This window comes from Photorhabdus thracensis (assembly GCF_001010285.1).
Classification (GTDB): Bacteria; Pseudomonadota; Gammaproteobacteria; order Enterobacterales; family Enterobacteriaceae; genus Photorhabdus; species Photorhabdus temperata.
In genome coordinates this window covers 2,584,419-2,610,995 of record NZ_CP011104.1, presented here as the reverse complement: position 1 = coordinate 2,610,995, position 26,577 = coordinate 2,584,419, and the positions used below count along the sequence as shown (strand labels likewise).

Below are 26,577 nucleotides of genomic sequence, written 5' to 3'. Positions count from 1 at the left end.
TTATTAAAAATTAATTTTTATCACTTAAATTTGCTGAGACGAAATCAAGGACAGCTCTTCCTGTTTCCCAATTACTGAATTGACTTTTGGTCACAGAAATACCAAATTCTTTCCCAATTTCTTTTGCTAAGTCAGCTAATTCCGTAGAATCCATATCATAAGCTTGGGTAAGATCTGCATCCATATTGAAATCATCAAAATTAATATTAACAAAAGATGATAAAATAGTTTTTATTTTTACTTCTGGATTGTTATTCATATATTTCACTCGCACATTTAAATATTTTAGAGATTAAATAGCTGAAAAACTCAACGCGCACACATGACCTTTGTTACTGAGACGCTGAATAACTATTTGATTAGTATTTGAAAGTTCATTTATTGTAATAGACTGCTGTTCACCATTATTTTCTGATAAGAATGACGAAGCCAGGACCGAATCAATCACGCCACTGACCGAAAATTGATTATTTAAATAAGGCCTCAGATTTACAAAAGATGTTTTTATATTTTTATCTGAGAATACTTTACTCGTTATTTCCTTTTCATCATCATATATTCCATCCATAATAAATGCAGAATTCTCATTATGGCTGAATAGTTCAGCAATATATTCCAAGGTGTCATTTCTTGTATTTTTATCAGGTGAAAAATAATCAATAAAGCCGGTTAATTCACACAATATCGAAGCGCCACGTTCTAAAGCATGTTGCATTTCTTCTATAACCAGAAATGCAGCACCTTCCGAGAAATTTTCTGGTAATTTTTCACCAAATATTTCAGAATTTCTCTGTGCTGATCTCTGCTCCAGTAAATTTTTAACTAATGGGCTCGAAAGATGTTCTGACGCACCACATAACATAACTTCCGCTACACCATTAGAAATAGCGTCAGCCGCATAACCTATTGCTTGTATCCCTGCCACATCCGATGTAGAAAATGTTTTAGATTGTGCACTAAAACCATAAAGAAGTGATAACTGCCCCTGAAGTGCAGCAGGGAACCATGCCGTAGCAACATAAGGACCCATTCCCTGTATTCCTTCAATATGGAGCGCTTTCACTTCGTCTTCAATATGTTTCCATCCACCAAAGCAATTTCCAACATATATCCCAACGCGATTAGGATCAATCTTGTCTAAATCTAATTTACTCTCTTTTAATGCCATCTCAACAGCGACGATACCATAAATAGAAAAGTCATCAATTTTACGCTTTAAGCGATTATTGATATATTTTTTTTCATCGGGATCACTCAATGTCCTTATTACAGGGCTTGAGGTCATATTATTTATCGAGTTTTGGCCCAAGAGCTTCTGAATCAAATTTGACTTGATGGATGTCACATCCTTGCCATCAGGATGTATTGCGCCAACACCGGTAACAACAACTCTTCTACGCATTGTTAACTGCCCTCATAACAATAACACTGTGAATACCGGAAAAACCACTGGACAATTTTAACGCGGTGTCAATGGGATATACGCAACCTTGATTAGGAATATAATCTAAATCGCAATCAGGATCCGGGGTTTGATAATTAATTGTTGGGTGAATATATTGCCTTTCTATTTCCAGGCATAATGCAACAGATTCTATCGCATTAGCGGCAGCTAAAGCATGGCCTGTCATTGACTTTAATGAGTTAATTGGAATATCAAATGCTTTTTCCCCCAAAATAAATTTAATTGCATTTGATTCATTAATATCATTTTGAGCCGTAGAACTTCCATGCGCACTAATATAATTTACAGCTGATGGGGCAACCTTGGCATCTTTCAATGCCATATCAATGCATCGTGCCATTGCCAATCCATCAGCGGGCAAATCCGTCATATGATAAGCATTATTGACTGATGCATACCCTACTAATTCAGCATAGATATGTGCTCCACGCTTCTTCGCATGTTCATAAGACTCTAAAACTAATATTCCACATCCTTCAGCAATAACAAATCCATCACGTTCAAGAGAAAAAGGACAGGTTGCCGATTGCTGATTTTCCAGCTCTCTTGATGACAACGCCCCTAAAGCCTCAAAAGAGCCAATAGACAGCGGACAAAGCGGAGCTTCACTTGCGCCAGCCAGCATGACATCGGCTCTTCCATAACGAATATGTTCAAGAGCAATACCTAAAGCATCAAGTCCTGCCGCACATCCCGTTGATATATTACTCACCGACATGGACGCACCATACTTTTTCGCTACAGAGGTTGCCGCAGAACTGAAATCAAAGCTATCGTAATCCTCTGGTTGAATTAAATCAGGGCTGATCTCTTCTTTACCTCCATGGGTAATTCTGAGCAAACACTCTTCCATTCCAGCAGCATCGGCAATAGCTGTTGCAATTGCAACACCAAAGCGTTTACCGTCAATTTCTGAAGGCGTTAAATTTGCATCTTGCATTGCCATCTCGGAGGCATCCAAAGCAAACCGCAGATATTTATGCTCATTTTGCAAAACATATTCTTTGTTATTGATATCAATATCGCCAACTTTTCCTATAGCTCCGCTTTTGAATCCGAATTTTTTTCTTCCCCATTTATATTCACTGACCCCTGATTTCCCATTATGAATATTGTCCCAAAATTCATTAATGCCAATACCTGTTGGTGAAATAACACCTAACCCTGTCACCACCACTTTCTGTGTTTGAGATTCATTTCTGTTATTTATTATCACAATAGTTATCTCGATAGAAATAGAATACAGATTTATTGTCAGGTAAGTTTTATTCACATAAAATTTACCCATTTTCATTTAAGAAAATCCCTATCTGAAAGTAGTTATCTCAAACTACTTTAATTATTTTTAAATTAATATTTGTCATATATATATTTGATCTTTATCTCCTAACCAAAACTCTTGAGAATGAGCACCAAGCCCAACCATAACTCCCTTTAAATATCAATTTGCGTCTCTCACTGACTTATCATGTGCCAAACATGCAGGAATGACATGAATATTCCAGATTAAACCAAATTAAGTTAACTCCATTCGATCTTTATAGATAATAATTCAGCCTTTTTCTTAATCGCTCAATTTACTCTTAAAAATCATCCAGAAAGGAGATGACAAATTTATTACAATAGAGCTGATATAACTGCTCATAATAAAACACAGCAAAGATAATCTATCTCTCTCTGCCTTATATAACATTAACCATTGAAACTTCTTTTATATTCACAATGCAGTCAGTTATATATCCTTATCAAATATTGCAACAACCCGACTCCATGAAGCATCCGCTTTCTCTAATTTTATTGGAAAACAACACACCTTAAATCCATAAGGTTTAGGAATACTGTTTAAATTACAAAGTCGTTCTATTTGCAAATAAGGACGATCCCGTCCGATAAAATGAGAAGGCCATAAGTAAGCTTTGTTCCCTGTCTTTTTATAATCGTTAATCATCTCTATAAACGGCCGATCAAAACTGAAGGCGTCTGTTCCAATAATCTTTACACCTTGCTCTACTAACCATTGAACAGCGCTGCTTTCAATCGCTCTATAGTGAGTAAAATAGGATTTTGAGCCTACTAATTTATCAGCACCAGTACTTATAAGAACAATATCATTTGCTTTTATTTTATAATTGATTTCCTTTAACTTGTTTTCTACCGCCTGTTTATCAATTAATTGATCATTTTGGCTAAAATCAAGTAATACACCATGACTATAAAACCAATCCAAAGGAATATCGGTAATTGTTGCCGGCTGCTCTTGCCCTTTATGCCACCCATAGTGATAAGGTGCATCAATATGCGTTCCGGTATGAGTTGTCAGTCGATAATGCATCAGTGATAATCCCATACCATCAGGGAAATCATTATGATCAATTATCCACTTTTTGCGTTTGAAGAGTTTTATAAAGACTCTTTTCCACCATGAACTGGTATGGAAATACAAATAACTCTCACCTAATTTATTGGCACCTTCTTTATGATCGACTATTTCCCTCGTGACTTTTTCAGGCTCCCAAAAATCACTATCTATAGGAACACTTAAATCAATAATATTATTCATCTTTGTTCCTTATAATTTCGGAGTAGTTTCTTCTCTTAATATTCGGAGTGGAAATTATCTTCTTTTGAGACAAAGCACAAACAAATTCCTGATTATGAATTAGCAATGTACTTTCCTCCAAATCTTTCATATTTTTCACAGAAGCAGCGTTATTAACCAATAACTCTTCATGCAAAGTCGAAGCAAATAATTTAATATATGCCTCAAGTCTAACCCAATAATATAATGATATTAAACAATAATAATTCTTAAATCCCGAGCTGACACCTAATGGTTGTTTTAACAGGATACCTTTCATATACTCCAGTTTTTCATCCTTAATAAAATACTCAATAATTTCTAAGATTTTTATCTTAGAAGGAGTGACTTCAATATCAACACCCATCTCTCTTGAACTAAGGCCAATGGCACAATAATTGCCTGAGGCACTCAGTGAAAAATAGTATTTGAAGTCTTTCCCCGTAGATATATAAGGCTTTCCGTTATCATTCGTTATTATTTCATAATCCGATAGATATTGATTTAAAACATAACGCAATGCAACCCTTCTAAATATAAACTTTTTTCTTCTATCCGCTAAACAGATCTGATTATGGCGAGTAATATCAGAACCATAAACTAACTGTTCAATAGACACTAAATCAATATCATCGATTTTTATAATCCAAAGATCAAAAAAATCAGATGATAAAGAAATATTTCCCATGATCAGTAATTACCTAATCCACCACACACATTAAGCGCCTGAGCGGTTACAGCCCCAGCGAGCGGAGATGCGAGATAAGAAACCATTTCAGCCACTTCATTAGGTTCAACATATCTTCCGATAGGAACACGTTCTTCTACTCTTCTTTTCGTTTCTTCTTTATCAGTACCCCAAATCTTAGCGTAATGTTCTCTGACACGCACGGCCATGTCACTTTCAACAAACCCAGGGCAAACTGCATTCACGGTGACGCCTGAACCATTACGCGCTAATTCAAGCCCCAAGGATTTGGTGAGACCGACAACACCATGTTTAGAGGCGGAATATGGCGTGCCATAAATAACACCTTGCTTGCCTCCGGTTGACGCAATATTGATAATTCTTCCACCAGATAGAATTAGTTTTCTTGTCAGAACTTCATGTATGACAAAGTAAGTGCCATTTAAATTAACGTTTATTATATTTTGCCAAGTTTGAGGACTTATGTCAGCAGTAATTCCACCACCGGAAATACCTGCACAATTCACCAGTACGGATAACTTATTATTTTCAAGATCAAGTTGATCAAAAGCTTTGCTGACATCTTCATGATCAGAAACATCACAAACTATTTTTTTTGCAAATTGATTACCATATTTATTACGTAGCTTACTAATTGCATTATCGAGACGCTCAGGAGTGCGTGATAATAATATTGGCTCAAAACCATCCTCAGATAGTTTTTCTGTAATTGCGAAACCAATATCTCCTGTTGCACCGGTAATAAAGGCATATTTCATCTAAATTATTCCTATCGTTATTTATATTATTTTTATTTACAAAAAACTACGGTTACCCTTCATAAGTATTATTCACAATTCAGTGACAACTTCTGTCAGCATTAACAAAAAACATTCACAATTTCTGATTCATATCAATAATATATTAACGTTATATTTACAACAACTTATAATATCATCATATTCCATCATGTAATTATATAAACCCATCATATTTTTTTAACCAAATAGCCTGTTATAGTTATGCTTCACTATTGATTAATACTTATATGTATAGAAATATAACCATTTAATCTAAAAAACAGGCGATACAAACCAATATCCGGCATAGCAATATTGGTTATAAAAAATAAGAAAATATAGGGGAGGAGCTACTTAGACATGTTATCTAATCGAGGATCAAATAAATGGTCAGTGATAATCACACTATTTAAGAAAGGTCGAAAACCAGGATGCTGCGGATTAACAAGTAGGTTATTCTCTTGCGGAACGACAACAGAAGGCACAATAAGACCTATAGAATCACAGGAATTCAGCCAATTATTCCCCAACGCCCGAGTATCATCAGGTATAACTCTCTCGTTCCAATTTGATGGCAAATATTCCCTATCCAAGATGATTATTTCTTCATCATCAATCTCAATGCTTAGGAGAAGGTACTCTTCGAGTAAAGCACCATTTTCAAAATGTACAAGCGTTTCCAACATGGCGAGAGAAATAGATGTAGCAAGATATAACATAGGGCATCCCTTTGGATTCCAACGGCCTCCGTGCATCTGAGCCCCGTAGCCTGTCCAAGCTGAAGCCTTATATTTCTTCTTAATAATCCGATACGCAATCATGAGAAAACGCCATGCTCCAGTCGGCCAATAAGATCCAACACTTCCAATGCACCGCTTTCAGAATCAATTATACTTTCTGGTGTTTCACCGCCGAGACCTCGGACAGGCTTACTCATCCAATTAACTGCTTTATCTTTATCACCCTCAAACAAGGCAACTGCGGCATCAGTCACACGAACCAAGCGTGCAATGCGTTCGCTTTGATCTGGGGATAGTGTCTGTGGCCCAGATTTTCGGCGAGACACATTTCTGGTACTAATTCCCGCCATCTTGAGGATGTCAGATTTCTTAAAACCAGACCATACATGAATTTCATCAATAACAGACGTTGGCAACCCTTTTCTGAGTTGAGCGACAAGATTCGGCCCACTGCTCGCATTAAAACCAACAATGCGCCAAAGTTGATCGCTTACCGGTTTATATGATGGTGTATATGTACGCATAGTGCCTCTGTAAAGATATAGCCTTCTGACTACATAAAATATAGTCAAAAGGCTATATTTAGTCAACATTTGTTACAAGTCAGCAGGCATAGAAAACCCCACTGTTTTTTCAGCGGGATTTTTATGAAAGTCATTAACCTGACAAGATCCCCCATCAAAATATTTCAGCTTTTATTTTGATAGCAAATACTCAGTTTCTTAATCTATGAAATTTCTATTATTCGGTTTATAGAAGCAATAACCACGCCTTCATTTTCCATAATATCCACCTTAATCAGTACCAAAGCTGAATAAGCAAAACCATATCAAATTTAATATAAGAAAATTATTCACAATAAGAGATGAACACTACAGCCCCTTTAACTGTACATCTAAAAATTTAGCAATATCAGCATTAATTATTTGGTGAATAGCGTGCCGATCAATACCTGGTGGATCCTGGCACAATTTTGGCGCACTTTTGGTCCGATTAATAGAACATGGCGCAAGAAAGACAAAATGACCTGCCCCAAGAATCATTCTAAATTCAGGTGATAATGGCAGATCGCGGGTAAGCGCGATTGAATTATATTCATTATCAAGCTGATGATCTTTCTCTCCAGCATAAAGAAAAATTGGAACATGGATATTTTTTACTGATTCAGTCGAAAAAAAGACACTTAATGGTGCCATCAAAACAAATGCACTGATTCGGGGATCAGACTGAGGCAAAATATCAGGACGATCATTTCTGATCTTTCCTTCACTTTCGCAAACATCGTCCTCCAATCTAGACGAGCAATATTCCTCAAGGCGTTGAAAGTCCGCTCGTGCGCCTGCAAGAAACAGCCCCGTTCCCCCACCTGCCGAGAATCCAATAAAACCAATTTGGTTACTGTTTATATAGGGTGCTAAGAACGGCTCTGTTAAAGCGGCTGTGATGGCCGCAGAGACTTGTAGAGGACGACCATAAATGGTACTGGTGGCCCCAATGCCGGATGCATCTTTATAATTATCTCCCGGGTGTGTAAGAGTCACAACAATGTAGCCTCTTTTAGCGAGATAACTGGCAAGATCATGATGTCCCCACAAACTTCCTAAATTACCATGGGAAATAACAACAAGAGGGTATCGGCCTGACATAATTTTAGCCGAGCTAATTGCTAAAATATCGACAGGTCCAACAGAGCTTATTCCTTTTCCTTGTGTTGAACTGGGATAAAAGTAACTAACCTCCATCGGATGATGGTTCACTGGATCAAGAACGGCAAACCGCTTAAATCCTGCATTTAAGTATTCCTCTGCACAAACGGAGATATTACATCCGCCAAAAATCAACAAAACAGACAAAATAAGAGGTAATTTCATTTTTACTCCGGAAAAACCAAAGGTTAAGATAATAAGCACTATAACCAAGCCCGGTATGACTAATCCATGATTTTCAGCATCATCCGTTTTGTGCTATTTGATGTCGAAACGGTTCAAAATTCGATCAAAAGTGACAATTTTATACAAATAAGGGCTTGAAGAATTAGCTTCTTTAGTGAACACTAGCAGGGAGTGCACGCGGGTACCGGTCAGTTCGCCAGTATTGTTATCAGTCGGGATATGCAGAGCATGTTCCAGCGCGACGATTTCGATGCTGCCTTCACGGTTCTGAACATCCACAGAGCCTTTAATGTCTGTACCGCCGTCATCCTTCAACCACAAATAAGCGGGGATCGCCATAAATTTACTCCTGTTTTGATTGTGTAATGTCGCCTGCACCGGCGATGTTGATGAAGAACCTGGAACCTTTTGCAATCGCTGGCAGGCGACTGCGCTCGGTACCAGACTGGTTTCAACCCTGCGGTTGGCAGCACGCCCCACAATGGTTGTATTGGTAACGATCGACCGCGTTGCACCCTCCTCCTTTACGATAGAACAAACCAGCGATATATCGCAGGTTTGTTCTATCCAATCGCTCTACGTTTAATCCTGGAAAAAAATAGGTTATTTAAGACAGTGAAATAATTTCTACGCGGAGAGATATTTCCGTTCCAATGAATGTATATGGATACAACACTTTATCCGATATATTTAATATCTTATAATGCAATGCTATATCATTCTCAGGTCAATATTATTATCATTAAGTTCTAAAGTCAGTATCTTATTGCCTCCACCCCTATTATTGCCAGGGATCTCTAATGCATCATCATAATTGAATGCTCTATTTAGAGAATACTTAACAGCATTTTCATTCGGTGGATTCCAATAATCCTGAAATATCCAAATATCAATTTCAGATTTACATTCTCTTCCAATATAGATATGAATTGCCTTATTGGGTTCATACTTATCACCTATCCAGGGAGCCCATAAATCACCGTGCCACTCAGACATCTTATCCACAGTAAAATTCTTTCTAGCAATATATCCATGCTCAATTACAAATATGCAAGGCGTTTTATTATAAATGGATTTAATATTTGTCACTCCCGCGATAATATTAACAGCTGGTTTATTCTTAGTGTCAATTAATTTCTCTTCCATTTTATTCACCTATGTTAATTAATAAGTTCAATAATAATCATGATAGGATTTCTAATAACTTTATCCTTTCGCACACTCTCACCCAGCATTGGCCAAAATTATTCTATAATAATAATTCCCTCCAGTGACATTATACTTTCAACAACATTCCATTTTTATTAATCACGCCAATGATCTTATATCAATGATTAGCCTTAAACTTAAATATAGCTCAAAACTGCTATTTTACCATTAAGGCTAGATCACATATCTATCGTTGTTTTCCTTTAACTGTTACTGTAAGAATTATTCATTAAACTCTTAGCATCTCTTTTCAACACTTGAGCTAATTTTCTTACATATATCGGTAATATTAGAGCGCTAACCATAGACAATATGAAAATAGGCTGTACGCTTTCAACCGTAATCGCTTTACCACTTAAAAAAATGGAAGAGAAGAAAAACACGACACCGGCACCCAGATTGGATAAAGCCATTTGAAGGGCACCAAAACCCGCACGATTCTCAGGCGTCGAAGCATAAGAAGCCAGTACGTTGGCCGCCATAACCTGCACATAAGTCGCAAACATAAAAAGGGCAAAGAATACATATCCATTCATTTTCCCCATTAATCCCAGAAGAATATTAACAATAAATAAAGCCGCCGCCGCAATGGTAATTTTCTGCGGAGGATATTTATCACAAAGCTTTCCAGTTAAATAAGTCCCCAACCAAGAAGCCAGGCCACCAATAAAAAATACCAGTGAAACCCTATCTTCCGGAACATAAAACACATCGGTTAATAGCGGAACAAGTATCGGAATCAGCATGAAGGGACTAAAGTTACTGACACCGCTTGCTAACCCGGCCAATGCTATTTTTTTGGTCAGCACAATTTTATTCTGGCTATTTTTTACCTTCTCTGTTCCTGGAATAAAGCAAAGGATCAGAGGCAAACTGACGATGCATAAAATAACGATCAATAAAAAAGGAATTTTCCAAGTAAAACTCGTCGCCAGATATAAACACAGCGGCATACCTAAAATGCTTACGAATGAAAAAGACGAAAACGCAATCCCCAGTACCCTTCCCCGCATATTTTCCGGGGAATTATTCAGTAGGATCCCAATCCCAACCCCCAATGTAACGCCACCAAACAGACCGGCAATCATACGCAGCAGAATAAGTTGGTATGGCTCGGTGGAAAAAATTGTCAGGAAAGTAATCAAACCGAGAAGTAAGGTGTTTACAATGAGAACCTTTCTTTTATTAAAGCGATCGAGAAAGAAAAAGGATGCCAGACCAGAAAAGACTGAGGCAAGAACATAAGTACCAGCAATCACTCCCGCCATAGTCACAGGCATGTGAAAATCATCGCACATATACACAAAAAGCGGAGTCACCATCATGTACTCCAGCGCATTAATAAACTGAACTAATGCAACGACCATCGCAATAATAACTATCTGATTACCTTCAATTAACTTTGACATTATAAATTCCAATTCCAGTTGACGTAAATTTCATCTATATAATGAGCAATTTACCTCACGCACAGATTAAAAAAAAAGCGCATCATCACAGTGAGCCCTTAACGTGACAAGCTTCTGTAATGAAGCAGAAGATTACAAAACAGAATAATCAAGCAACGACAATTTTAACGGTCGGCTCATTGTTAGACACAAGTGACAAATGCTCTGCCTTTCTCTGCCCGTCATAAATGTTGATACTCAATCGGCGGGCATTAATCGCTATTGTCATTTCTTGCGAGGACCACCAAAAATGGGACATGCTGCCTGCACTGATACCTAATGCCTGAAGAGACTTAAAGGTCAGGCCTCTATAAAAACATATCAACGGTTAAAAAAATAACAAAACTCCAGGAGAAACAATGGATAATGTAATTAGATATGGCGATACAGTAAAAATATTGAATAACTATCAAAACTGGGATGGGGGATATCTCAGTGTATATCATAATGATACTCGACCCGGCGCCAAGCATAACGTGGTCACAGTAACTCCCTCTTATTCTAATCTAGGAGGAGGAATATGGCGAATAGAGTCAGGCACAGGAAAACCGATCGGCAGTGAGATAATAAACAATGACACTATCTTACCTCACAACCTTTATCAATGTGACGGTGGCTACTTAACATGCTATAGCGAAGCAGGTAGTGAAGCACCGACAGAAATTTATAAAGTTAATACATCAGATATTAATCTCCACGCCAAAACAACAATGTTATGGTTGATTAATCAGCAAAACGTTTCTCAAGATGGAAGAATTACAGAAGAAGGTATTTTCGCTCTTTTTAATCGATATGATAAAAAAGGTTTTCTTAATACATGTAACCATGCCACTTTCGCGAATTCGAAATATCAGGTGTTTACTTCCGGATCGACGCCACGTTTGCCCTACACAGGCCTGTGGAAAATGGAAAAGGTTAATGATCCTTGTGCTCCTAACAAACCCTCCAATTGTGGCGGAGAATGCGGTACCAATGACACCGGTAAATACTGCTTCCAGTTACCTCAGAGTATCCGGTTTGGCTTGACAGCTTACGATAATACGAGCACTTATCAGCAAACTGTAAAAGTGTATATTGATGGCCTTCTGATAGATACATTAACCGGCAAAGAAACGACCACCAAATCCTATACATCAGGTACAGGCAAAATCTGTATTGAAATTGAAGGAAATGGCAAACCATGCAAACTCCGTTATTCCTATAACACACTTGAAGGAAAACCAGGAGCAGTCATTATTGGTGCTGAAAATAGTACTAATAATAACTACAATGATAGCATAGTGATATTACACTGGCCGTTGTTGTGAATTAAAGATTTTTTAATTAATGTTATTATTGGCAACGATAAATTCTATCAATAAATTAAAGCGGTATTATGCCGCTTTTTTGTTGTATCGCGAACATCATTAATATGTATATCAACATCATCTCAAAAATAAAAAACACCTAATGAAACGCCAATAAAAATATAGAATAGTATTTCAAGACTTATTCAATAAATATAAACCACGTCACTTAGAATATATTTATGTTTTCGCAAAAAACCAACCAAACCAAATCAATCAATAACTTACCAATATATAATGTTGCCTATAGCCCATCAATAGAATTAATATCAGAAACGCAAATCATCCTGTAACACCAGATATATAACAAACATGGTGAAATAAAAAACAGCAGATTTGAATAATACTTTAAAATCTAATTATCTCAAAGGACATATAATATATGAATACAAATACCTACCTCTTTCTCAACGCAGAAAATATTAAATATTATGATGATCCACAAATAAACAAAGGAACCACTCCACAGCCTATCAGTAAAGATTGGCCCAACCTTCCTGACGAGTTTCAAAGGCATATTGACGATGTAATTAATTTAAACGGTTATTTGTATTTTTTTAAAGGTTCACGATATCTTAAATTCGATATAGCGAAAGCTCAGGTGAGTGAAGGACCAAAACCCATTGTAGACGGATGGCCTGGATTAAAAGGAACCGAGTTTGAAAATGGGATAGATGCAGCCACAGAATGGGTGGATACAAAACAAGATATTGTTTATTTTTTTAAAGGAAGCCATTATCTCAGATATACCATCAGTTCACACACGATTAATATAAATACTATATCAGCCGGATGGAAAACAACTGGAAAATATGCAGGATACAGTAATAATCTGGATTCCATTATTTTATGGAGAAATATTGCCGGCTTTATTATTTATTTTTTCAAAAACAATAATTACATCCGATATAATACGAAAAAAGGTGCCATTGATATTGGACCTACACCCATCCAATCTGGTTGGCCTGGAGTAACCTTCAACAAAATCCAAGCCGCAGTATCAGTTGACGCAGATTTGTTAGGCAGCAAGCGGGACAATAATAGTGGAAATTGTGGAGTATGTGGTACCAATGACACAGGTAAACACTGTTTTGAATTACCTCACAGCATCAGATTTGGCCTGACAGCCTATGCCAATACAAGCACTCATCAGCAAACTATAAAAGTGTATATTGACAACCTTCTGATAGATACATTGACCGGAAGAGGAACAGATAATGTCATTGGCGTTAAAACCTATACATCAGGTACAGGTAAAGTCTGTATCGAAATTGTCGGGGATAGCAAACCATGCAAACTCCGTTATTTCGATAATACCCTTGATGGAAAGCCTGGATCCGTTATCATCGGCGCCGAAAATGACAACAAAAATAACTATAATGACAGTATAGTGGTATTGAACTGGCCGTTGTTGTGAATTAAAGATTTTTTAATTAATGTCATTATTGGCAACGATAAAAGTCATCAATAAATTAAAGCGGTATTATGCCGCTTTTTTGTTGATCTATTGTGTTACCTTTTCCCTAATGCAGAAAATATTAAACATAATGAAAAGTCATATGAGGCAGACACTGACTATCCCCGACCTATAAATAACGATTAGGCTAATCTTCCGATAGGTTTCCAAAGGTGAAGCTGTAGCGGAACATCCGGTACAGGAAAAATCTGCATCGAGATGGCAAACCATGCAAACTCCGTTATGCCTATAACCCACTCGACGAAAAACCGGGAAACACCATTATCGGTGCCAGCAATGGAACCAATAACAATTATGACGATAATGTGGTAGTGTTGAATTGGCCATTATCATAAGACAAAAATGTATCACTGTTATATCTGAAAGCAGAAAAGTTAACAAATCACCAAAATAATGTTTAACTCAACTATTATTAAGGATACACACTAATGAATACCAATACCTACTTCTTTCTTAATACAGAAAACATTAAATATTATGATGATCCTCAAATAAACAAAGGAGATACTCCTCAGCCTATCAGTAATGACTGGCCCAACCTGCCCATCGAGTTCCAAAAAGATATTGACGATGTGATTAACTTAAATGGCTCATTATATTTCTTCAAAGGATCGCAATATCTTAAATTCGACATTGCAAAAGCGCAGATAATCGATGGACCAAAACCCATTGTGGATGGATGGCCTGGATTGAAAGGCACTGGATTTGAAAATGGCATAGATGCTGCCACAGAATTGTCAACAAATACCGTTTGTTTTTTTAAAGGCAAAGATTGCATCGATTATACAGTGAGTTCACATACAACCAATAAGAAAACCATCTCAGATCGATGGGGAACAACAGGGAAATACTCAGAATTCAGTGAAAATCTGGATGCGGTTATTTTATGGAAGAATATTGCCGGCTCTATAATTTATCTTTTCAAAGGTAATTCTTACATCCGATATAACACGCAATCGAATGCTATTGATGGTGGACCTACCGCCATTCAAACTTATTGGCTCGGAGTGACTTTCAACAAAATTCAAGCTGCGGTATCGGTTGATACCGATCTATTAGGCAGTAACAGCAGTGGAAACTGTGGCGGAATATGCGGCACCAACAACACCGGTAAACACTGCATCCAGTTACCTCACAATATAAAGTTTGGCCTGTCTGCTTACGTTAATACCGATATCCATCAGCAAACGATAAAAGTGTATATTGACGGCCAGTTGGCAGATACATTAACCGGTAAAGGCGTAAATAGCGTATTGGGCTTTAAGACTTACTCGTCAGGCACAGGCAAAGTCTGCATCGAAATTGCAGGAGATGGCAAACCATGCAAGTTGCGTTATGCCAATAATCCCCTTGACGCAAAACCAGGAACAACCATTATCGGTGCTGAAAATGGTACCGCTAATAAATATAACGACAGCGTAGTGGTGTTGATCTGGCCGCAGGCGTGAATCACCAAAAATAAAAATATATCGTCCTGGCAAATCCAGCAATGCCAGTAGAGATGAAATTTATCCATCAATTGAAGCGGCATTATGTCGCTTTTTGTTGTGCTCCACGATAGATATATCAGCAAAAAGAGACTTCCTTTACGGCTATAGTGCACTGTGATAAACAGAAAAAATAATATTTCAACTTTTAGGTAACGTAATAACCGGAAAATAACCTGCAACCCACCAAATAGCCCCTTATTTGATAAAAATTAACTTTTTTATCTTTTCTTTCTCTATCTCCCATTGCTATGAATATTCAGTGATGCAGGAATTCGACCCTATTTCAGGCCCACAAGGGATCACAGCAAAGGTGAGATAACCCGCTTGTTACGATAACCAAATCCTGAAATGACACCAGGAATATACGCAAGAAATAGCATTATCCAATGGAAAATAATTTCAGGGGGGTATCAATTTTTCAGAAAAAAATAACATACTTGCCGAGGAAACGATGGAGAATGTACTTAAATATGGAGATACCGTGACAATATTAAACAGCTATAAGAACTGGAGCGGTGGATATCTCAGTGTATTTGGCAACGGTAATAAACCCGGTACCAAATATGCCGTTGTAACAGTAGATGCATCTTTAGCTATTTATGGTGGAGCATGGAGAATTGAGTCAGCAACAGAAAAACCTGCCGGTAGTGAGATAATGAATAATGATATTATCTTACTTCACAACCTGTATTACTGTGATGGCGGTTACTTACGGTACTATAATGTGGTGGATCAATATGAGCAATCAACGGAGGTACACCAAGTCTACACCTCAGATATCCGTAAAAGAGCAACCTTGGAATGGGTTATTTATTGTGAAACTACGCTGCCAAATGGAAACATCAGAGAAGGCGATAACCTCTCTCTCTATAATCGATGGGGAAACAAAGGTTTTCTTGATACCCATAATCATGCCGGAGACACAGGTTCGTTATATCAAGTATTTATGTCCAATAATGCTGCCCGTAAAAGCCATACCGGTTTGTGGAAAATGACAAAGGTGAATGATCCTTGCCCTCCCCCTGATGTATTAACCAATATCATGCCATTGTGGCGCAAGATGCGGTAACAACAAGCATCGTTATAACTCAAATGAAGCTGGCAAAAGCGAATAAAACCGGCTTTTGTACGTTTTAGCCAGCAAATAGACAGAGAGGGTATTCATTCACGAATTGTTTAAAAATTATCAATAAATTGGCTGACAGAAGATCAAAAACGCCCCGATAAATGCAAGCCTGATTATTTTCAGCCTCAAACCGTTACGTGGTTCCTCCACTGCCATCATTGAATGAATTTTTTATTCCTGGATTAATAAAAAATGAGCTTAACATAATAAGCTCCCACACTATAAAGTCATCCCTATATCAATTAGAAACACTTACCAAACAGTGAATCAAGTCTAATACCTAAGATAAATCATGGATTAGTCCATTATCATAAATCAATTTTTATAACGCCTTTTGCCATAAGCATACTGGATAAGTTTTCTCTTGCTGATCAGTTTACTCATCCATGTACCACATTAAATGAATTAGCAATAAATAAGTAAAAACAAAAAGGAATATTTATGAATTGTCACACGGTATGAATGACAATGGCCGGTTTGTTACCGACTTCAACGACAACCGGCACGCTGGCGCTTAATATTTCCATGCCGGTAAGGAAGGAGCGCAACATGATCTAGTTGCCAACTTGAGTGACATCATTGTGCATCTGAGTTACATCATTAGAGACGCGTAAATTTCTTTTCTTTGTTCTATCACAGGTCCCTGTAAGAGGCCTGTCATAAGGAGTATTTTATGCAGGATTCATCAGAAGTATCGGTTACAACGCTGTCACTCCCCAAAGGCGGCGGCGCTATCAGTGGTATGGGAGAAGCACTTAACGCCGCCGGTCCTGATGGAATGGCAACGCTCTCCCTGCCGTTACCTCTCTCTGCCGGACGGGGTACTGCTCCTGGGTTATCGCTGACGTATAGCAGCAGTGCAGGTAACGGGCCTTTCGGTATCGGCTGGCAATGCAGCGTTACGACCATTAGCCGACGTACTCAACACGGCATTCCACAGTACGATAATAACGACACATTTTTATCCCCAGGCGGCGAGGTGATGAACATCGCCCTGAATGATCAGGGACAACCCGATATTCGACAGGACGTTAAGGCGCTGCAAGGCATTACCCTGCCGGTTTCCTATACCGTGACCCGCTATCAGCCCCGTCAGATACAGGATTTTAGTAAAATCGAATACTGGCAACCGGCCTCTGGTCAGGAAGGACGCGCATTCTGGCTGATATCGTCGCCGGATGGACAATTACACATTCTGGGAAAAACAGCACAGGCTTGCCTGGCTAATCCGCAAAATGACCAGCAAATCGCCCAGTGGTTATTGGAAGAAACAGTGACGCCGACCGGTGAGCATGTCAGCTACCAGTACCGGGCCGAAGATGAAGCTAATTGCGACAATAACGAAAAAACACGTCACCCGAATACCACGGCACAACACTATCTGGTGCAGGTAAATTACGGGAATATCAAACCGCAAACCAACCTGTTTATATTGGATAACACACCACCAGCCCCAGAAGAGTGGTTATTTCATCTGGTCTTTGACCACGGTGAACGAGATACCTCACTGTATACCGTACCAACATGGGATACGGGTACAGCACAATGGTCTGTACGCCCGGACACTTTCTCCCGTTATGAATACGGTTTTGAAGTGCGTACCCGCCGCCTGTGTCAGCAAGTGCTGATGTTTCACCGCACCGCGTTGCTGGCCGGAGACGTTGGCGCCAATAACACACCGGAATTGGTCGGGCGCCTGATACTGGACTATGACAAAAATGCCGGCATCACCATATTGACTGCCGCCCGTCAATTAAGTCACGAACCCGACGGCAGCCCTATCACCCTGCCCCCTCTGGAGTTAGCCTGGCAACGATTCGACCATGAAAAAATCCCTGCATGGCAGCGGTTCGATGCGTTGGATAACTTTAATCCCCAGCAACATTATCAACTGGTTGACCTGCGGGGAGAAGGGTTGCCGGGCATGTTATATCAGGAACGTGGCGCCTGGTGGTATAAAGCCCCGCAACGTCAAGAAGGCAAAGACAGCAATGCCGTGGCCTACAGCAAAATAGCACCGTTGCCCACCCTGCCCAATTTGCAGGAGAATGCCTCATTGATAGACATCAACGGGGATGGCCAACTGGATTGGGTGGTCACCGCTTCCGGTGTCCGGGGATACCACAGCCAGCAACCCGACGGTAAATGGACACACTTTACGCCAATCAATGCCTTGCCGGTGGAATATTTCCATCCAAGCGCCCAGTTCGCCGACCTTGTCGGGGCAGGCTTATCCGATTTGGTGTTAATCGGGCCGAAAAGTGTACGTCTGTATGCAAACCAACGGGATGGCTGGCGCAAAGGTCAGGATGTCCCCCAATCCGCAGGTATCACCCTGCCGGTTACCGGAACCGACGCCCGTAAACTGGTAGCCTTTAGTGACATGCTCGGTTCCGGCCAGCAACATCTGGTGGAAATCCGTGCTAACAGCGTCACCTGCTGGCCCAATCTGGGACATGGCCGTTTCGGCCAGCCACTGACCCTGCCAGGATTCAGCCAGCCCGAAAGCAGCTTTAATCCTGAACAGTTGTTTCTGGCCGATATTGATGGCTCCGGCACCACCGACCTTATCTATGCTCAATCCCATTCCCTGCTGCTTTATCTCAACCAAAGCGGTAATCAGTTTGATGCCCCACTAACATTAGCTTTGCCTGAAGGGGTACAGTTCGATAACACCTGTCAGCTGCAGGTTGCTGATATTCAAGGGCTGGGAGTAGCCAGCCTGATTTTGACCGTGCCTCATATGGCACCGCATCACTGGCGTTGTGACCTGTCACTGACCAAACCCTGGTTGTTAAATGTGATGAACAATAACCGGGGCGCACATCATACCCTGCATTACCGCAGTTCTGCCCAATTCTGGCTGGATGAGAAGTTACAGCTCACGAAAGCGGGCAAATCACCGGCTTGTTACCTACCATTTCCAATGCATCTGCTATGGCATACCGAAATTCAGGATGAAATCAGCGGTAACCGACTCACCAGTGAAGTCAGCTACAGCCACGGCGTCTGGGATGGTAAAGAGCGGGAGTTCAGAGGGTTTGGTTGTGTCAGACAAACAGATATCACGACGTTTTCTCACGGCACCGCACCGGAACAGGCCGCACCGTCACTGAGCATCAGTTGGTTTGCCACCGGGATGGATAAAGTAGACAACCAGTTAGCAGCGGAGTACTGGCAAGGAGATACTCAGGCTTACACCGGATTTGAAACCCGCTATACCGCCTGGAACAATGCCAGCCAAACAGACAAGGTGTTCACCCCCAATGACACACAGCGTAACTGGCTGACCAGAGCACTTAAGGGCCGGCTGTTGCGCAATGAGGTCTATGGTCTGGACGGAACAGATAATCAAACAATCCCTTATACCGTCAGTGAGTCGCGCTATCAGGCACGCTCTATTCCCGTCAATAAAGAAACTGAGTTAGCCGTCTGGATCACCACCATTGAAAACCGCAGCTATCACTATGAGCGTATCACCAGTGATCCACAGCTCACCCAACGCATTCAACTGCAACAAGATATTTTTGGTCAGACGCTGCAAAGCGTTGATATTGCCTGGCCGCGCAGGGTAAAACCCGCTGAAAACCCCTACCCGCCGACGCTGCCGGATACGCTGTTCGACAGCAGTTATGATGATCAGCAACAGTTGCTGCGTCTGGTTCGGCAAAAAAGTCGCTGGCATCATCTGACTGACGGAGAAAACTGGCGGCTGGGTTTACCTGATGCGCAACGCAGTGATGTTTACACCTATGACCGGACTAAAATTCCAGCAGAAGGGATTTCGCTTGAAGTGTTGCTGAAAGAAGATGGCTTGCTGGCAGATGAGAAAGCTGCTGTTTATCTGGGACAGCAACGAACATTTTATACCGCAGGTCAGTCAGATACACCGCTGGAAAAACCGACACTTCAAGCATTGGTGGCATTCAGCGAAACTGCCATGCTGGACGAAACTTCATTGCTGGCTTACAAAGATGTCATGGAAGAACAGGAACTGAATACCGTACTGATACAAGCCGGTTATCAACAGGCTGCACGGCTGTTTAATACTGGATCAGAAAGTCAGGTATGGGTGGCACGTCAGGGATATACCGATTACGGTGATGCAGCCAAGTTCTGGCGGCCTCAGGCTCAACGTAACTCGCTGCTGACGGGGGAAACCACCCTGAAATGGGATACCTATCATTGTGTTGTAACACAGACTCAGGATGCCGCTGGATTAACAACGCAAGCCCGTTACGATTATCGTTTCCTGACACCAGTACAACTGACAGATATTAATGATAATCAACACATTGTGACCCTGGATGCGCTGGGCCGCGTGACCACCAGCCGGTTCTGGGGTACAGAGTCCGGACAAGCCACAGGTTATTCAACACCAGAAGAGAAACCCTTTACGCCACCAAATTCCGTTGATAAAGCGCTGGCGTTAACAGGCGCACTTCCCGTTGCTCAATGCCTAGTTTATGCCATTGACAGTTGGATGCCATCACTCTCCCCGTCTCAGCTTTTCGGATCACAAGAAGAGGCCGAAACCCGGTGGAAGCAACTTCGTACCACCCAGGTAGTCACCGAGGATGGCAAGGTGTATGCACTGGGCAGGAAACGCACGGCAGACAGCCAGAAACTGACTGTTCATGAAGCCTCCTTATTGGCGGATATTCCCCGTTTGCCTCCACATGGGCTGATGATCACCACTGACCGTTACGACAGCGAACCACAGCAGCAGCAACAAACGGTGAGTTTCAGCGACGGTTTTGGCCGGTTACTCCAGAGTTCAGTTCGCCATGAATCCGGTGATGCCTGGCAACGACAAGAGGACGGCGGGCTGGTAGTGGATGCTAATGGGGCGCTGGTTAGTGCATCAACAGATACCCGCTGGGCTGTTTCCGGTCGCACGGAATACGATGACAAAGGTCAGCCGGTGCACACTTATCAACCCTATTTTCTGAATGACTGGCGCTATGTCAATGATGACAGCGCACGAGATGACCTATTTGCCGATACTCATCTTTATGATCCATTGGGACGTGAATACAAAGTCATCACCGCGAAGAAATACCTGCGGGAAAGACAGTACACCCCGTGGTTTGTCGTCAGTGAGGATGAAAACGACACCGCGTCAAGAAACCCATAATTTTACCCGTTGCCCCGCCATGTAGCTGTCTCTTGATCATATTTCATAGATCAAGAGACAGCTACATGGCGGGGCAGTATCTATCAACATGAGGAATAGTAATATGACATCCTTTTTTAATCCGGCAACCTTTGCCGATACTCCCACCGTCAGTGTTCGGGACAACCGTGGCCTGACTATCCGTGAAATCAGTTTTCACCGCACCACCGCAGGGGGTGATACAGACCCCCGTATCACCCGTCATCAGTACGATGCTTATGGATATCGGACCCAAAGTATTGATCCGCGCCTGTATGACGCCATGCAAACTGATAGTTCAGTGAAGCCCAATTTTACCTGGCAGTACAATCTGACCGGCAATATCCTGAGTACAGAGAGTGTTGATGCAGGCCACACCGTCACCCTCAATGATATTGAAGGCCGCCCGGTACTGACAAAAACCGCAACCAAAGTTATACAAACCCGGCAATATGAAGCCGCTTCCTTGCCGGGCCGCCTGTTGTCAGTCACTGAACAAGTATCTGGGGAAGCAACGGCACGCGTGACTGAACGCCTTATCTGGTCCCGGAATACACAGGAGGCAAAAGACCACAACCTTGTCGGCCAGTGTGTGAATCACTATGACACTGCGGGGCTAATCCAGTTAGAAAGCCGGTCACTAACCGGGACCGTCTTATCACAATCCCGTCAATTGCTGTCCGATAATCATCAGGCAGACTGGAAAGATGATAACCAAGTCACCAACCAGAGCCGCCTGGACAGCGAGGCCTACACTACACAAAGCGCCTTTGACGCTACTGGCGCGTTACTGATGCAGACAGATACGAAAGGCAATATACAGCGTCTGACCTACAATATTGCCGGACAATTGAACAGCAGCAAGCTGACAGTAAAAGGCCAGAGTGAACAGATTATCGTCAAATCCCTGAGTTATTCAGCCGCTGGGCAGAAACTGCAAGAAATACATGGTAACGGTGTGGTAACCGAATACACTTATGAACCGGAAACACAACGTCTGATTAGCATCATCACCCTCCGCACCTCAGACAATAAAGTGTTACAAGATTTACGCTATGAATATGATCCAGTGGGTAATGTCATTAATATTCGTAATAGTGCAGAAGCCACCCGCTTCTGGCGCAACCAGAAAGTGGTACCGAAGAATACCTATAGTTACGATTCTCTATACCAGTTAATCGAAGCAACTGGCCGGGAAATGGCGAATATCGGCCCGAACAGTAACTTACGACCCTCTCCTGTTCTGCCTTCTGACAGCAATACTTATACCAAATATATCCGTACCTATACTTATGATCGTGGCGGCAATCTGACGCAAATCCAACACAGTTCACCCGCCACCCAAGGCAGCTATACCACAAAGATAACGGTTTCAAACCGCAGTAACCGCGCAGTGTGGAGCACATTGACCGAAAATCCAATGCACGTGGATGACTCGTTTGACGCCGGCGGCCACCAGAATACATTAGTACAGGGGCACTACCTGAGCTGGGACACTCGCGGTCAGTTGCAACAAGTGATACAAGCAACTCAAGGAAACAGCATCAATAGTGATAGAGAGTGGTATCGCTATGGTAGCGATGGGATACGATTACTGAAAGTAAGTGAACAGCAAGCCCTGTCCCCTACCTACCAACAGCGAGTCATTTATCTGCCAGGATTGGAGCTGCGAACAACCCAAGACAGCGCCATCATCAAACAGGACTTACAAGTCATTACCGTGGGTGAAGCTGGTCGCGCGCAAGTACGGATACTGCACTGGGAAACCAAACCACCAACAGATATCAAAAACAATCAAGTACGTTACAGCTACGATAACCTTACCGGCTCCAGCCAGCTTGAACTGGATCACAAGGGGAAAATTATCAGCCACGAAGAGTACTATCCATTCGGTGGTACAGCTTTGTGGGCAGTGAGAAACCAAACTGAAGCTAGTTACAAATTTACTCGCTACTCAGGCAAAGAACGAGATGCTACAGGGCTGTATTACTATGGTTATCGATATTATCAGCCGTGGGTAGGGAGATGGTTAAGTGCGGACCCTGCCGGAACAGCGGATGGGGTGAACCTTTACAGGATGGTTCGGAATAATCCGGTGACATTACATGATCCGGATGGATTAACACCGGAACAGTGGCATACCCGGGAAGCATTTAAGCAATTACCTTTTAGCGAGCATAGTTTGGGTACACGCGATGAACTTGCGCCAAAAATATCAGGCACGAATAGTTTATGGCATGAAGCTTATCGTGGGCCGGCCAAGGAACGGGAAACATCGGCTCTCTTTAACGAATTGCCTTTTGCAGAACCTAAAGTGGCAGCGGCTGAAGAAATTAACCTGCATGGCATAACAACTGAAAACGTCACTGTTTATCGTGTGGAAGTGGCGCAACAATCAGAGAAGTTTCTTTATACCGGGATTACCGGTACCGGAGGAGTAAAAATAGCAATTCCTAACAGGAATAGCGAACATGGCGGCAAAGAAGACTACCTGAATAAAACCATGCCAGGCGAGGCGCAGAAGAGAGGTGGATGGTATCAATTCTCTAAAAATTATATTGCTGCCAATAAGGGTAAATCCAGTGGCAATCTTGCGTTCTATAATTTCGGCAACCCACGTCGGGCATTACAGTTTTACGAACAAAAAACTGAAAACCCCAAAGAAAAACTGCCGTTTGTTATAAAATCATTCGAGATACCTTCCGCGGTATTTAAAGCGATCGCAGAAGACGCCATTTTAGAAAAGGACTACAAAAAGTTCCCGACTGCACCAATGAATGTCGATGTTGCAGCATTTAACCAACTTGGCCTGCAACCTCACCATGTTGATTTACTCGTTGGCTCTATTGTTCCTAAGAGTGGAAGAGTCTATTCGGAAAATGAACATTGGAAGTTAATGGATAACCCCTCTCAGGTCACCAGCCGACCACTGCTGCGCGGCAGACGATAACGAAATAGCCAGCTCACCCCAAAAAGTTTGAGCTGGCATCGTTGTCAATTTGCTCAAGTTCGTTCTGGCTCAGGCCGGTGGTTTTCATCACCGTTTCACGATCGATTCCGCTGTTCAGCAATGCATGAGCAATCTTTAAAGTTGCCTCTTGGCACCCTTCCTGACGCCCTTCCTGACGTGCTTTATGTTCCAATCTTTGTGCTATTGTCATCAGTACCTCCTCATACCTCGGGGACTGTTCTGCCAGTCGCCGGATAAAACCCTCTGGATCGGCGGTATCTCCCGCCTGTAATAAGTAGTTTAGCACGCTTTTTAACTGTTCATCCGTATAGTAATCATACGCCAGCAGTATGACCAACTCTTGCAGCAGCTCCGCCATATCTCGCTGCCGGATATGCTTTTGCACTATTTCCAGTAGCGCGACCCGTTTATGCGTCAGGATTTCATCGTCCGGGATTACCGTCACATCTACCAGCGGGAAGGTACCGGAATAGATTTCCTTCGCCAGAGCCGGATCATCAAAGCAGTCGAGCCAATTGGTACTCCAGGGATACGGCTGTATTTTTCCGTGATAGAACAACACCGGAATGACCAGTGGCAATTTTTCATGTCCCTGCTCCAGATGCCGTTGCATGGCTGAAATACTGTAACGCATAAGTCGAAATGCTATCATTTTGTCCGGGGAACTCTGGTGCTCGATCACGCAATACACATAACCGTCACCCCGCGCTGTTTTCAATGAATACAAAATGTCGGAATAATGCGCTCGCAGATTGTCTTCAATAAATGACCCTGATTCCAACCGCAATGTATCCAGATCACAAACTGCCCGTAATGTCGCAGGCAAATGAATCTCCAAAAAGTCTCTGGCCGTATCAATATGACTTAAAAACTGGTCGGGTAGCAGGGCCATATCACTATGGCCCCGCCCCCAAAGAACGCAGCGTGCGACTTTCACCGCACTGCGCTCAGGCTTTTCAAAGCCCCCTAGAGGGAGCCGGCTTCACAACTTTCAATCGGTCCGAACAGGCGTTTTCATGACAACTGGTATGCAACATCATCAGGTTGTCGAGCGTATTACTTCCACCTTTAGTTAAATCAACAAGATGATAGAGATGCCATCGTGATTCTTGCGTGATTAATTGCTGACATACGGGACACAAACCTTGTTGGCTGCGCCAGATGCTCTGCAATTTTTTACGGCCAGACAGAGTATTCAGCATCTTATTGCCTGCCCTTTGTTGGAAGCTTGTAGAGATTGTCTGTCACATTCTCATCAAACCCGGTCAGTGTTTGTCCGTCAATGCCTGCTGCTCCGCGGTTGGCTTTCACTCGCTTATACGCTTCCCATACCTGCCGCTTACTGACAGGAAATGGCTTTGCCGATTTTGCAGCAGTCCTCCCACCCGCTTCGTCGCCGATGGTTGCTGCCCCGCTATCAGCGCAATGGGGCAAGCCCTTTGCTTTGGACCCATTACGGTCCTTCATCGCTACTACGGCTTGCTCCGCCCCTGTACTCCGCATTGGTACTCTGGCGCTCATGGGGCCTCCACTTGCACTTCTCCCTTTGCAGTTCCCACGTTCCCCACAAGAGCCTGGATCGACTTCACGCCGCTTTTATGCCGGATGCCGCGCAGGCAGTAAACAGGTTGCCTCCTGCACTTATCCCACAGGAACGACTCCACTGTGGTTTTGACATCATCTATACGCTTTCGACACATCATCAACGGTTCACTTTCGTTCGTCTCTTCGATCCCTACCTGATCGGGTCACGCCCGACCTTTTCCCATCTCGCATACAAGGGATACTTAAAGGTCTTTTCTTGCCATGACTTTTAGGGATGTATATCCGCCGTAGTGGCTTTGGACGGTAGCCACGAGACTTGAGTGTCGTGATCGCCTGGTATTTTGACTTTGGCGTTGTCCAAGTCACTCGATCAACACCCGCCGTTCTCTTTCCCCGATTTTCGGTCACTCGTTTGACGGCAAGCGCTTTGCCGCTAAATGAGTGGGTTAGCAGTCTTTGCAAAGCTTTCACTTTGTTCCACCTGCCTTCCTTTGTCGCCTTAACGATACGCATCTGGAGCCTTTTGACTTCCCGGTGGCAGCTTTCCCAAGGTATAGGGTGCCAGAGTTCCGAACTGTCCAAGGGGGCACCGACACCGTTTATTTGCGTCGTCATCTGCTTTCCTTGTATAAAAGGTTGATCAAATT

The 26,577-nt window shown here is 42.1% G+C and carries 21 protein-coding genes and 2 pseudogenes; 7 read left to right on the top strand and 16 right to left on the bottom strand.

The genetic code is table 11. The annotated features are described in order from the left end of the window. Positions 1–10: 10 nt before the first annotated feature. The 12 genes and pseudogenes from VY86_RS11260 to VY86_RS11205 all read right to left on the bottom strand — a co-directional run bounded on the left by VY86_RS11260 (position 11) and on the right by VY86_RS11205 (position 10,781). Positions 11–259 carry an acyl carrier protein gene (locus VY86_RS11260; protein WP_046975014.1) on the bottom strand — a complete coding sequence of 83 codons (249 nt, stop codon included), beginning with the start codon at positions 257–259 and terminating at the stop codon, positions 11–13. 33 nt (positions 260–292) lie between these two features. Further along, entirely contained in the window at positions 293–1,402 is a 1,110-nt protein-coding gene (locus VY86_RS11255; protein ID WP_046975013.1) for a beta-ketoacyl synthase N-terminal-like domain-containing protein, read from the bottom strand. Further along, positions 1,395–2,759 carry a beta-ketoacyl-[acyl-carrier-protein] synthase family protein gene (locus VY86_RS11250; RefSeq protein WP_052760818.1) on the bottom strand — a complete coding sequence of 455 codons (1,365 nt, stop codon included), beginning with the start codon at positions 2,757–2,759 and terminating at the stop codon, positions 1,395–1,397. Before VY86_RS11250 ends, VY86_RS11255 begins: the two co-directional genes overlap by 8 nt. 438 nt (positions 2,760–3,197) lie before the next feature. Next, the gene (locus VY86_RS11245; RefSeq protein WP_046975012.1) at positions 3,198–4,025 is read right to left on the bottom strand and encodes a cyclase family protein; all 828 of its coding nucleotides are present in this window, start codon (positions 4,023–4,025) and stop codon (positions 3,198–3,200) included. Continuing rightward, positions 4,018–4,731: a 4'-phosphopantetheinyl transferase family protein gene (locus tag VY86_RS11240; RefSeq protein WP_046975011.1), complete on the bottom strand. Its 714-nt coding sequence runs from the start codon at positions 4,729–4,731 to the stop codon at positions 4,018–4,020. Before VY86_RS11240 ends, VY86_RS11245 begins: the two co-directional genes overlap by 8 nt. Before the next feature lie 2 nt (positions 4,732–4,733). Continuing rightward, entirely contained in the window at positions 4,734–5,510 is a 777-nt protein-coding gene (locus VY86_RS11235; RefSeq protein ID WP_046975010.1) for an SDR family NAD(P)-dependent oxidoreductase, read from the bottom strand. 371 nt (positions 5,511–5,881) lie between these two features. After that, positions 5,882–6,352 (bottom strand): RES family NAD+ phosphorylase, encoded by a 471-nt coding sequence (locus tag VY86_RS11230; protein WP_046975009.1) that lies wholly within the window; start codon positions 6,350–6,352, stop codon positions 5,882–5,884. Then, a complete protein-coding gene (gene parS / locus VY86_RS11225) occupies positions 6,349–6,795 on the bottom strand; it encodes an Xre family toxin-antitoxin system antitoxin (protein ID WP_046975008.1) in 447 nt (148 codons plus the stop codon). Before parS ends, VY86_RS11230 begins: the two co-directional genes overlap by 4 nt. A gap of 348 nt (positions 6,796–7,143) precedes the next feature. Beyond that, on the bottom strand, positions 7,144–8,142 hold the full coding sequence (locus VY86_RS11220) for an alpha/beta hydrolase family protein (RefSeq protein ID WP_046975007.1): 999 nt from the start codon (positions 8,140–8,142) through the stop codon (positions 7,144–7,146). A gap of 96 nt (positions 8,143–8,238) precedes the next feature. Then, positions 8,239–8,502 (bottom strand): annotated as a pseudogene (tssD, locus tag VY86_RS11215) (type VI secretion system tube protein TssD); the annotation flags it as partial. Between the two features lie 372 nt (positions 8,503–8,874). Further along, on the bottom strand, positions 8,875–9,309 hold the full coding sequence (locus tag VY86_RS11210) for a hypothetical protein (RefSeq protein ID WP_046975006.1): 435 nt from the start codon (positions 9,307–9,309) through the stop codon (positions 8,875–8,877). 266 nt (positions 9,310–9,575) lie between these two features. Beyond that, a complete protein-coding gene (locus tag VY86_RS11205) occupies positions 9,576–10,781 on the bottom strand; it encodes an MFS transporter (protein WP_046975005.1) in 1,206 nt (401 codons plus the stop codon). Between the two features lie 398 nt (positions 10,782–11,179). On the opposite strand from VY86_RS11205, the gene VY86_RS24105 reads away from it, so the two are divergent. From VY86_RS24105 to VY86_RS11175, 7 genes are all read left to right on the top strand, one after another. Next, positions 11,180–12,127 (top strand): fucose-binding lectin II, encoded by a 948-nt coding sequence (locus VY86_RS24105; RefSeq protein WP_046975004.1) that lies wholly within the window; start codon positions 11,180–11,182, stop codon positions 12,125–12,127. A gap of 421 nt (positions 12,128–12,548) precedes the next feature. After that, positions 12,549–13,583, top strand: coding sequence for a fucose-binding lectin II (locus VY86_RS11195; protein ID WP_046975003.1), 1,035 nt, complete (start codon positions 12,549–12,551; stop codon positions 13,581–13,583). 230 nt (positions 13,584–13,813) lie between these two features. Then, on the top strand, positions 13,814–13,978 hold the full coding sequence (locus VY86_RS23350; protein WP_082111309.1) for a fucose-binding lectin II: 165 nt from the start codon (positions 13,814–13,816) through the stop codon (positions 13,976–13,978). 93 nt (positions 13,979–14,071) lie between these two features. Further along, positions 14,072–15,091 (top strand): fucose-binding lectin II, encoded by a 1,020-nt coding sequence (locus tag VY86_RS11190; protein WP_046975002.1) that lies wholly within the window; start codon positions 14,072–14,074, stop codon positions 15,089–15,091. Positions 15,092–15,614: 523 nt separating this feature from the next. Next, a complete protein-coding gene (locus tag VY86_RS11185; protein ID WP_228939863.1) occupies positions 15,615–16,202 on the top strand; it encodes a hypothetical protein in 588 nt (195 codons plus the stop codon). Between the two features lie 730 nt (positions 16,203–16,932). Further along, on the top strand, positions 16,933–21,396 hold the full coding sequence (locus VY86_RS11180; RefSeq protein ID WP_046975000.1) for a SpvB/TcaC N-terminal domain-containing protein: 4,464 nt from the start codon (positions 16,933–16,935) through the stop codon (positions 21,394–21,396). Between the two features lie 103 nt (positions 21,397–21,499). Then, entirely contained in the window at positions 21,500–24,364 is a 2,865-nt protein-coding gene (locus tag VY86_RS11175) for an RHS repeat protein (RefSeq protein ID WP_046974999.1), read from the top strand. A 13-nt stretch (positions 24,365–24,377) separates the two neighbouring features. On the opposite strand, the gene VY86_RS11170 is transcribed toward VY86_RS11175, so the two are convergent. The 4 genes and pseudogenes from VY86_RS11170 to VY86_RS11150 form a co-directional block, all read right to left on the bottom strand. Continuing rightward, on the bottom strand, positions 24,378–25,277 hold the full coding sequence (locus VY86_RS11170) for an Rpn family recombination-promoting nuclease/putative transposase (RefSeq protein WP_046974998.1): 900 nt from the start codon (positions 25,275–25,277) through the stop codon (positions 24,378–24,380). Between the two features lie 64 nt (positions 25,278–25,341). Further along, positions 25,342–25,587: an HNH endonuclease gene (locus VY86_RS11165; RefSeq protein ID WP_052760817.1), complete on the bottom strand. Its 246-nt coding sequence runs from the start codon at positions 25,585–25,587 to the stop codon at positions 25,342–25,344. Position 25,588: 1 nt separating this feature from the next. Beyond that, on the bottom strand, positions 25,589–25,906 hold the full coding sequence (locus VY86_RS11160) for a hypothetical protein (RefSeq protein ID WP_046974997.1): 318 nt from the start codon (positions 25,904–25,906) through the stop codon (positions 25,589–25,591). A gap of 246 nt (positions 25,907–26,152) precedes the next feature. Continuing rightward, positions 26,153–26,545, bottom strand: a pseudogene (locus VY86_RS11150) (reverse transcriptase N-terminal domain-containing protein); the annotation flags it as partial. Positions 26,546–26,577: the final 32 nt, after the last annotated feature.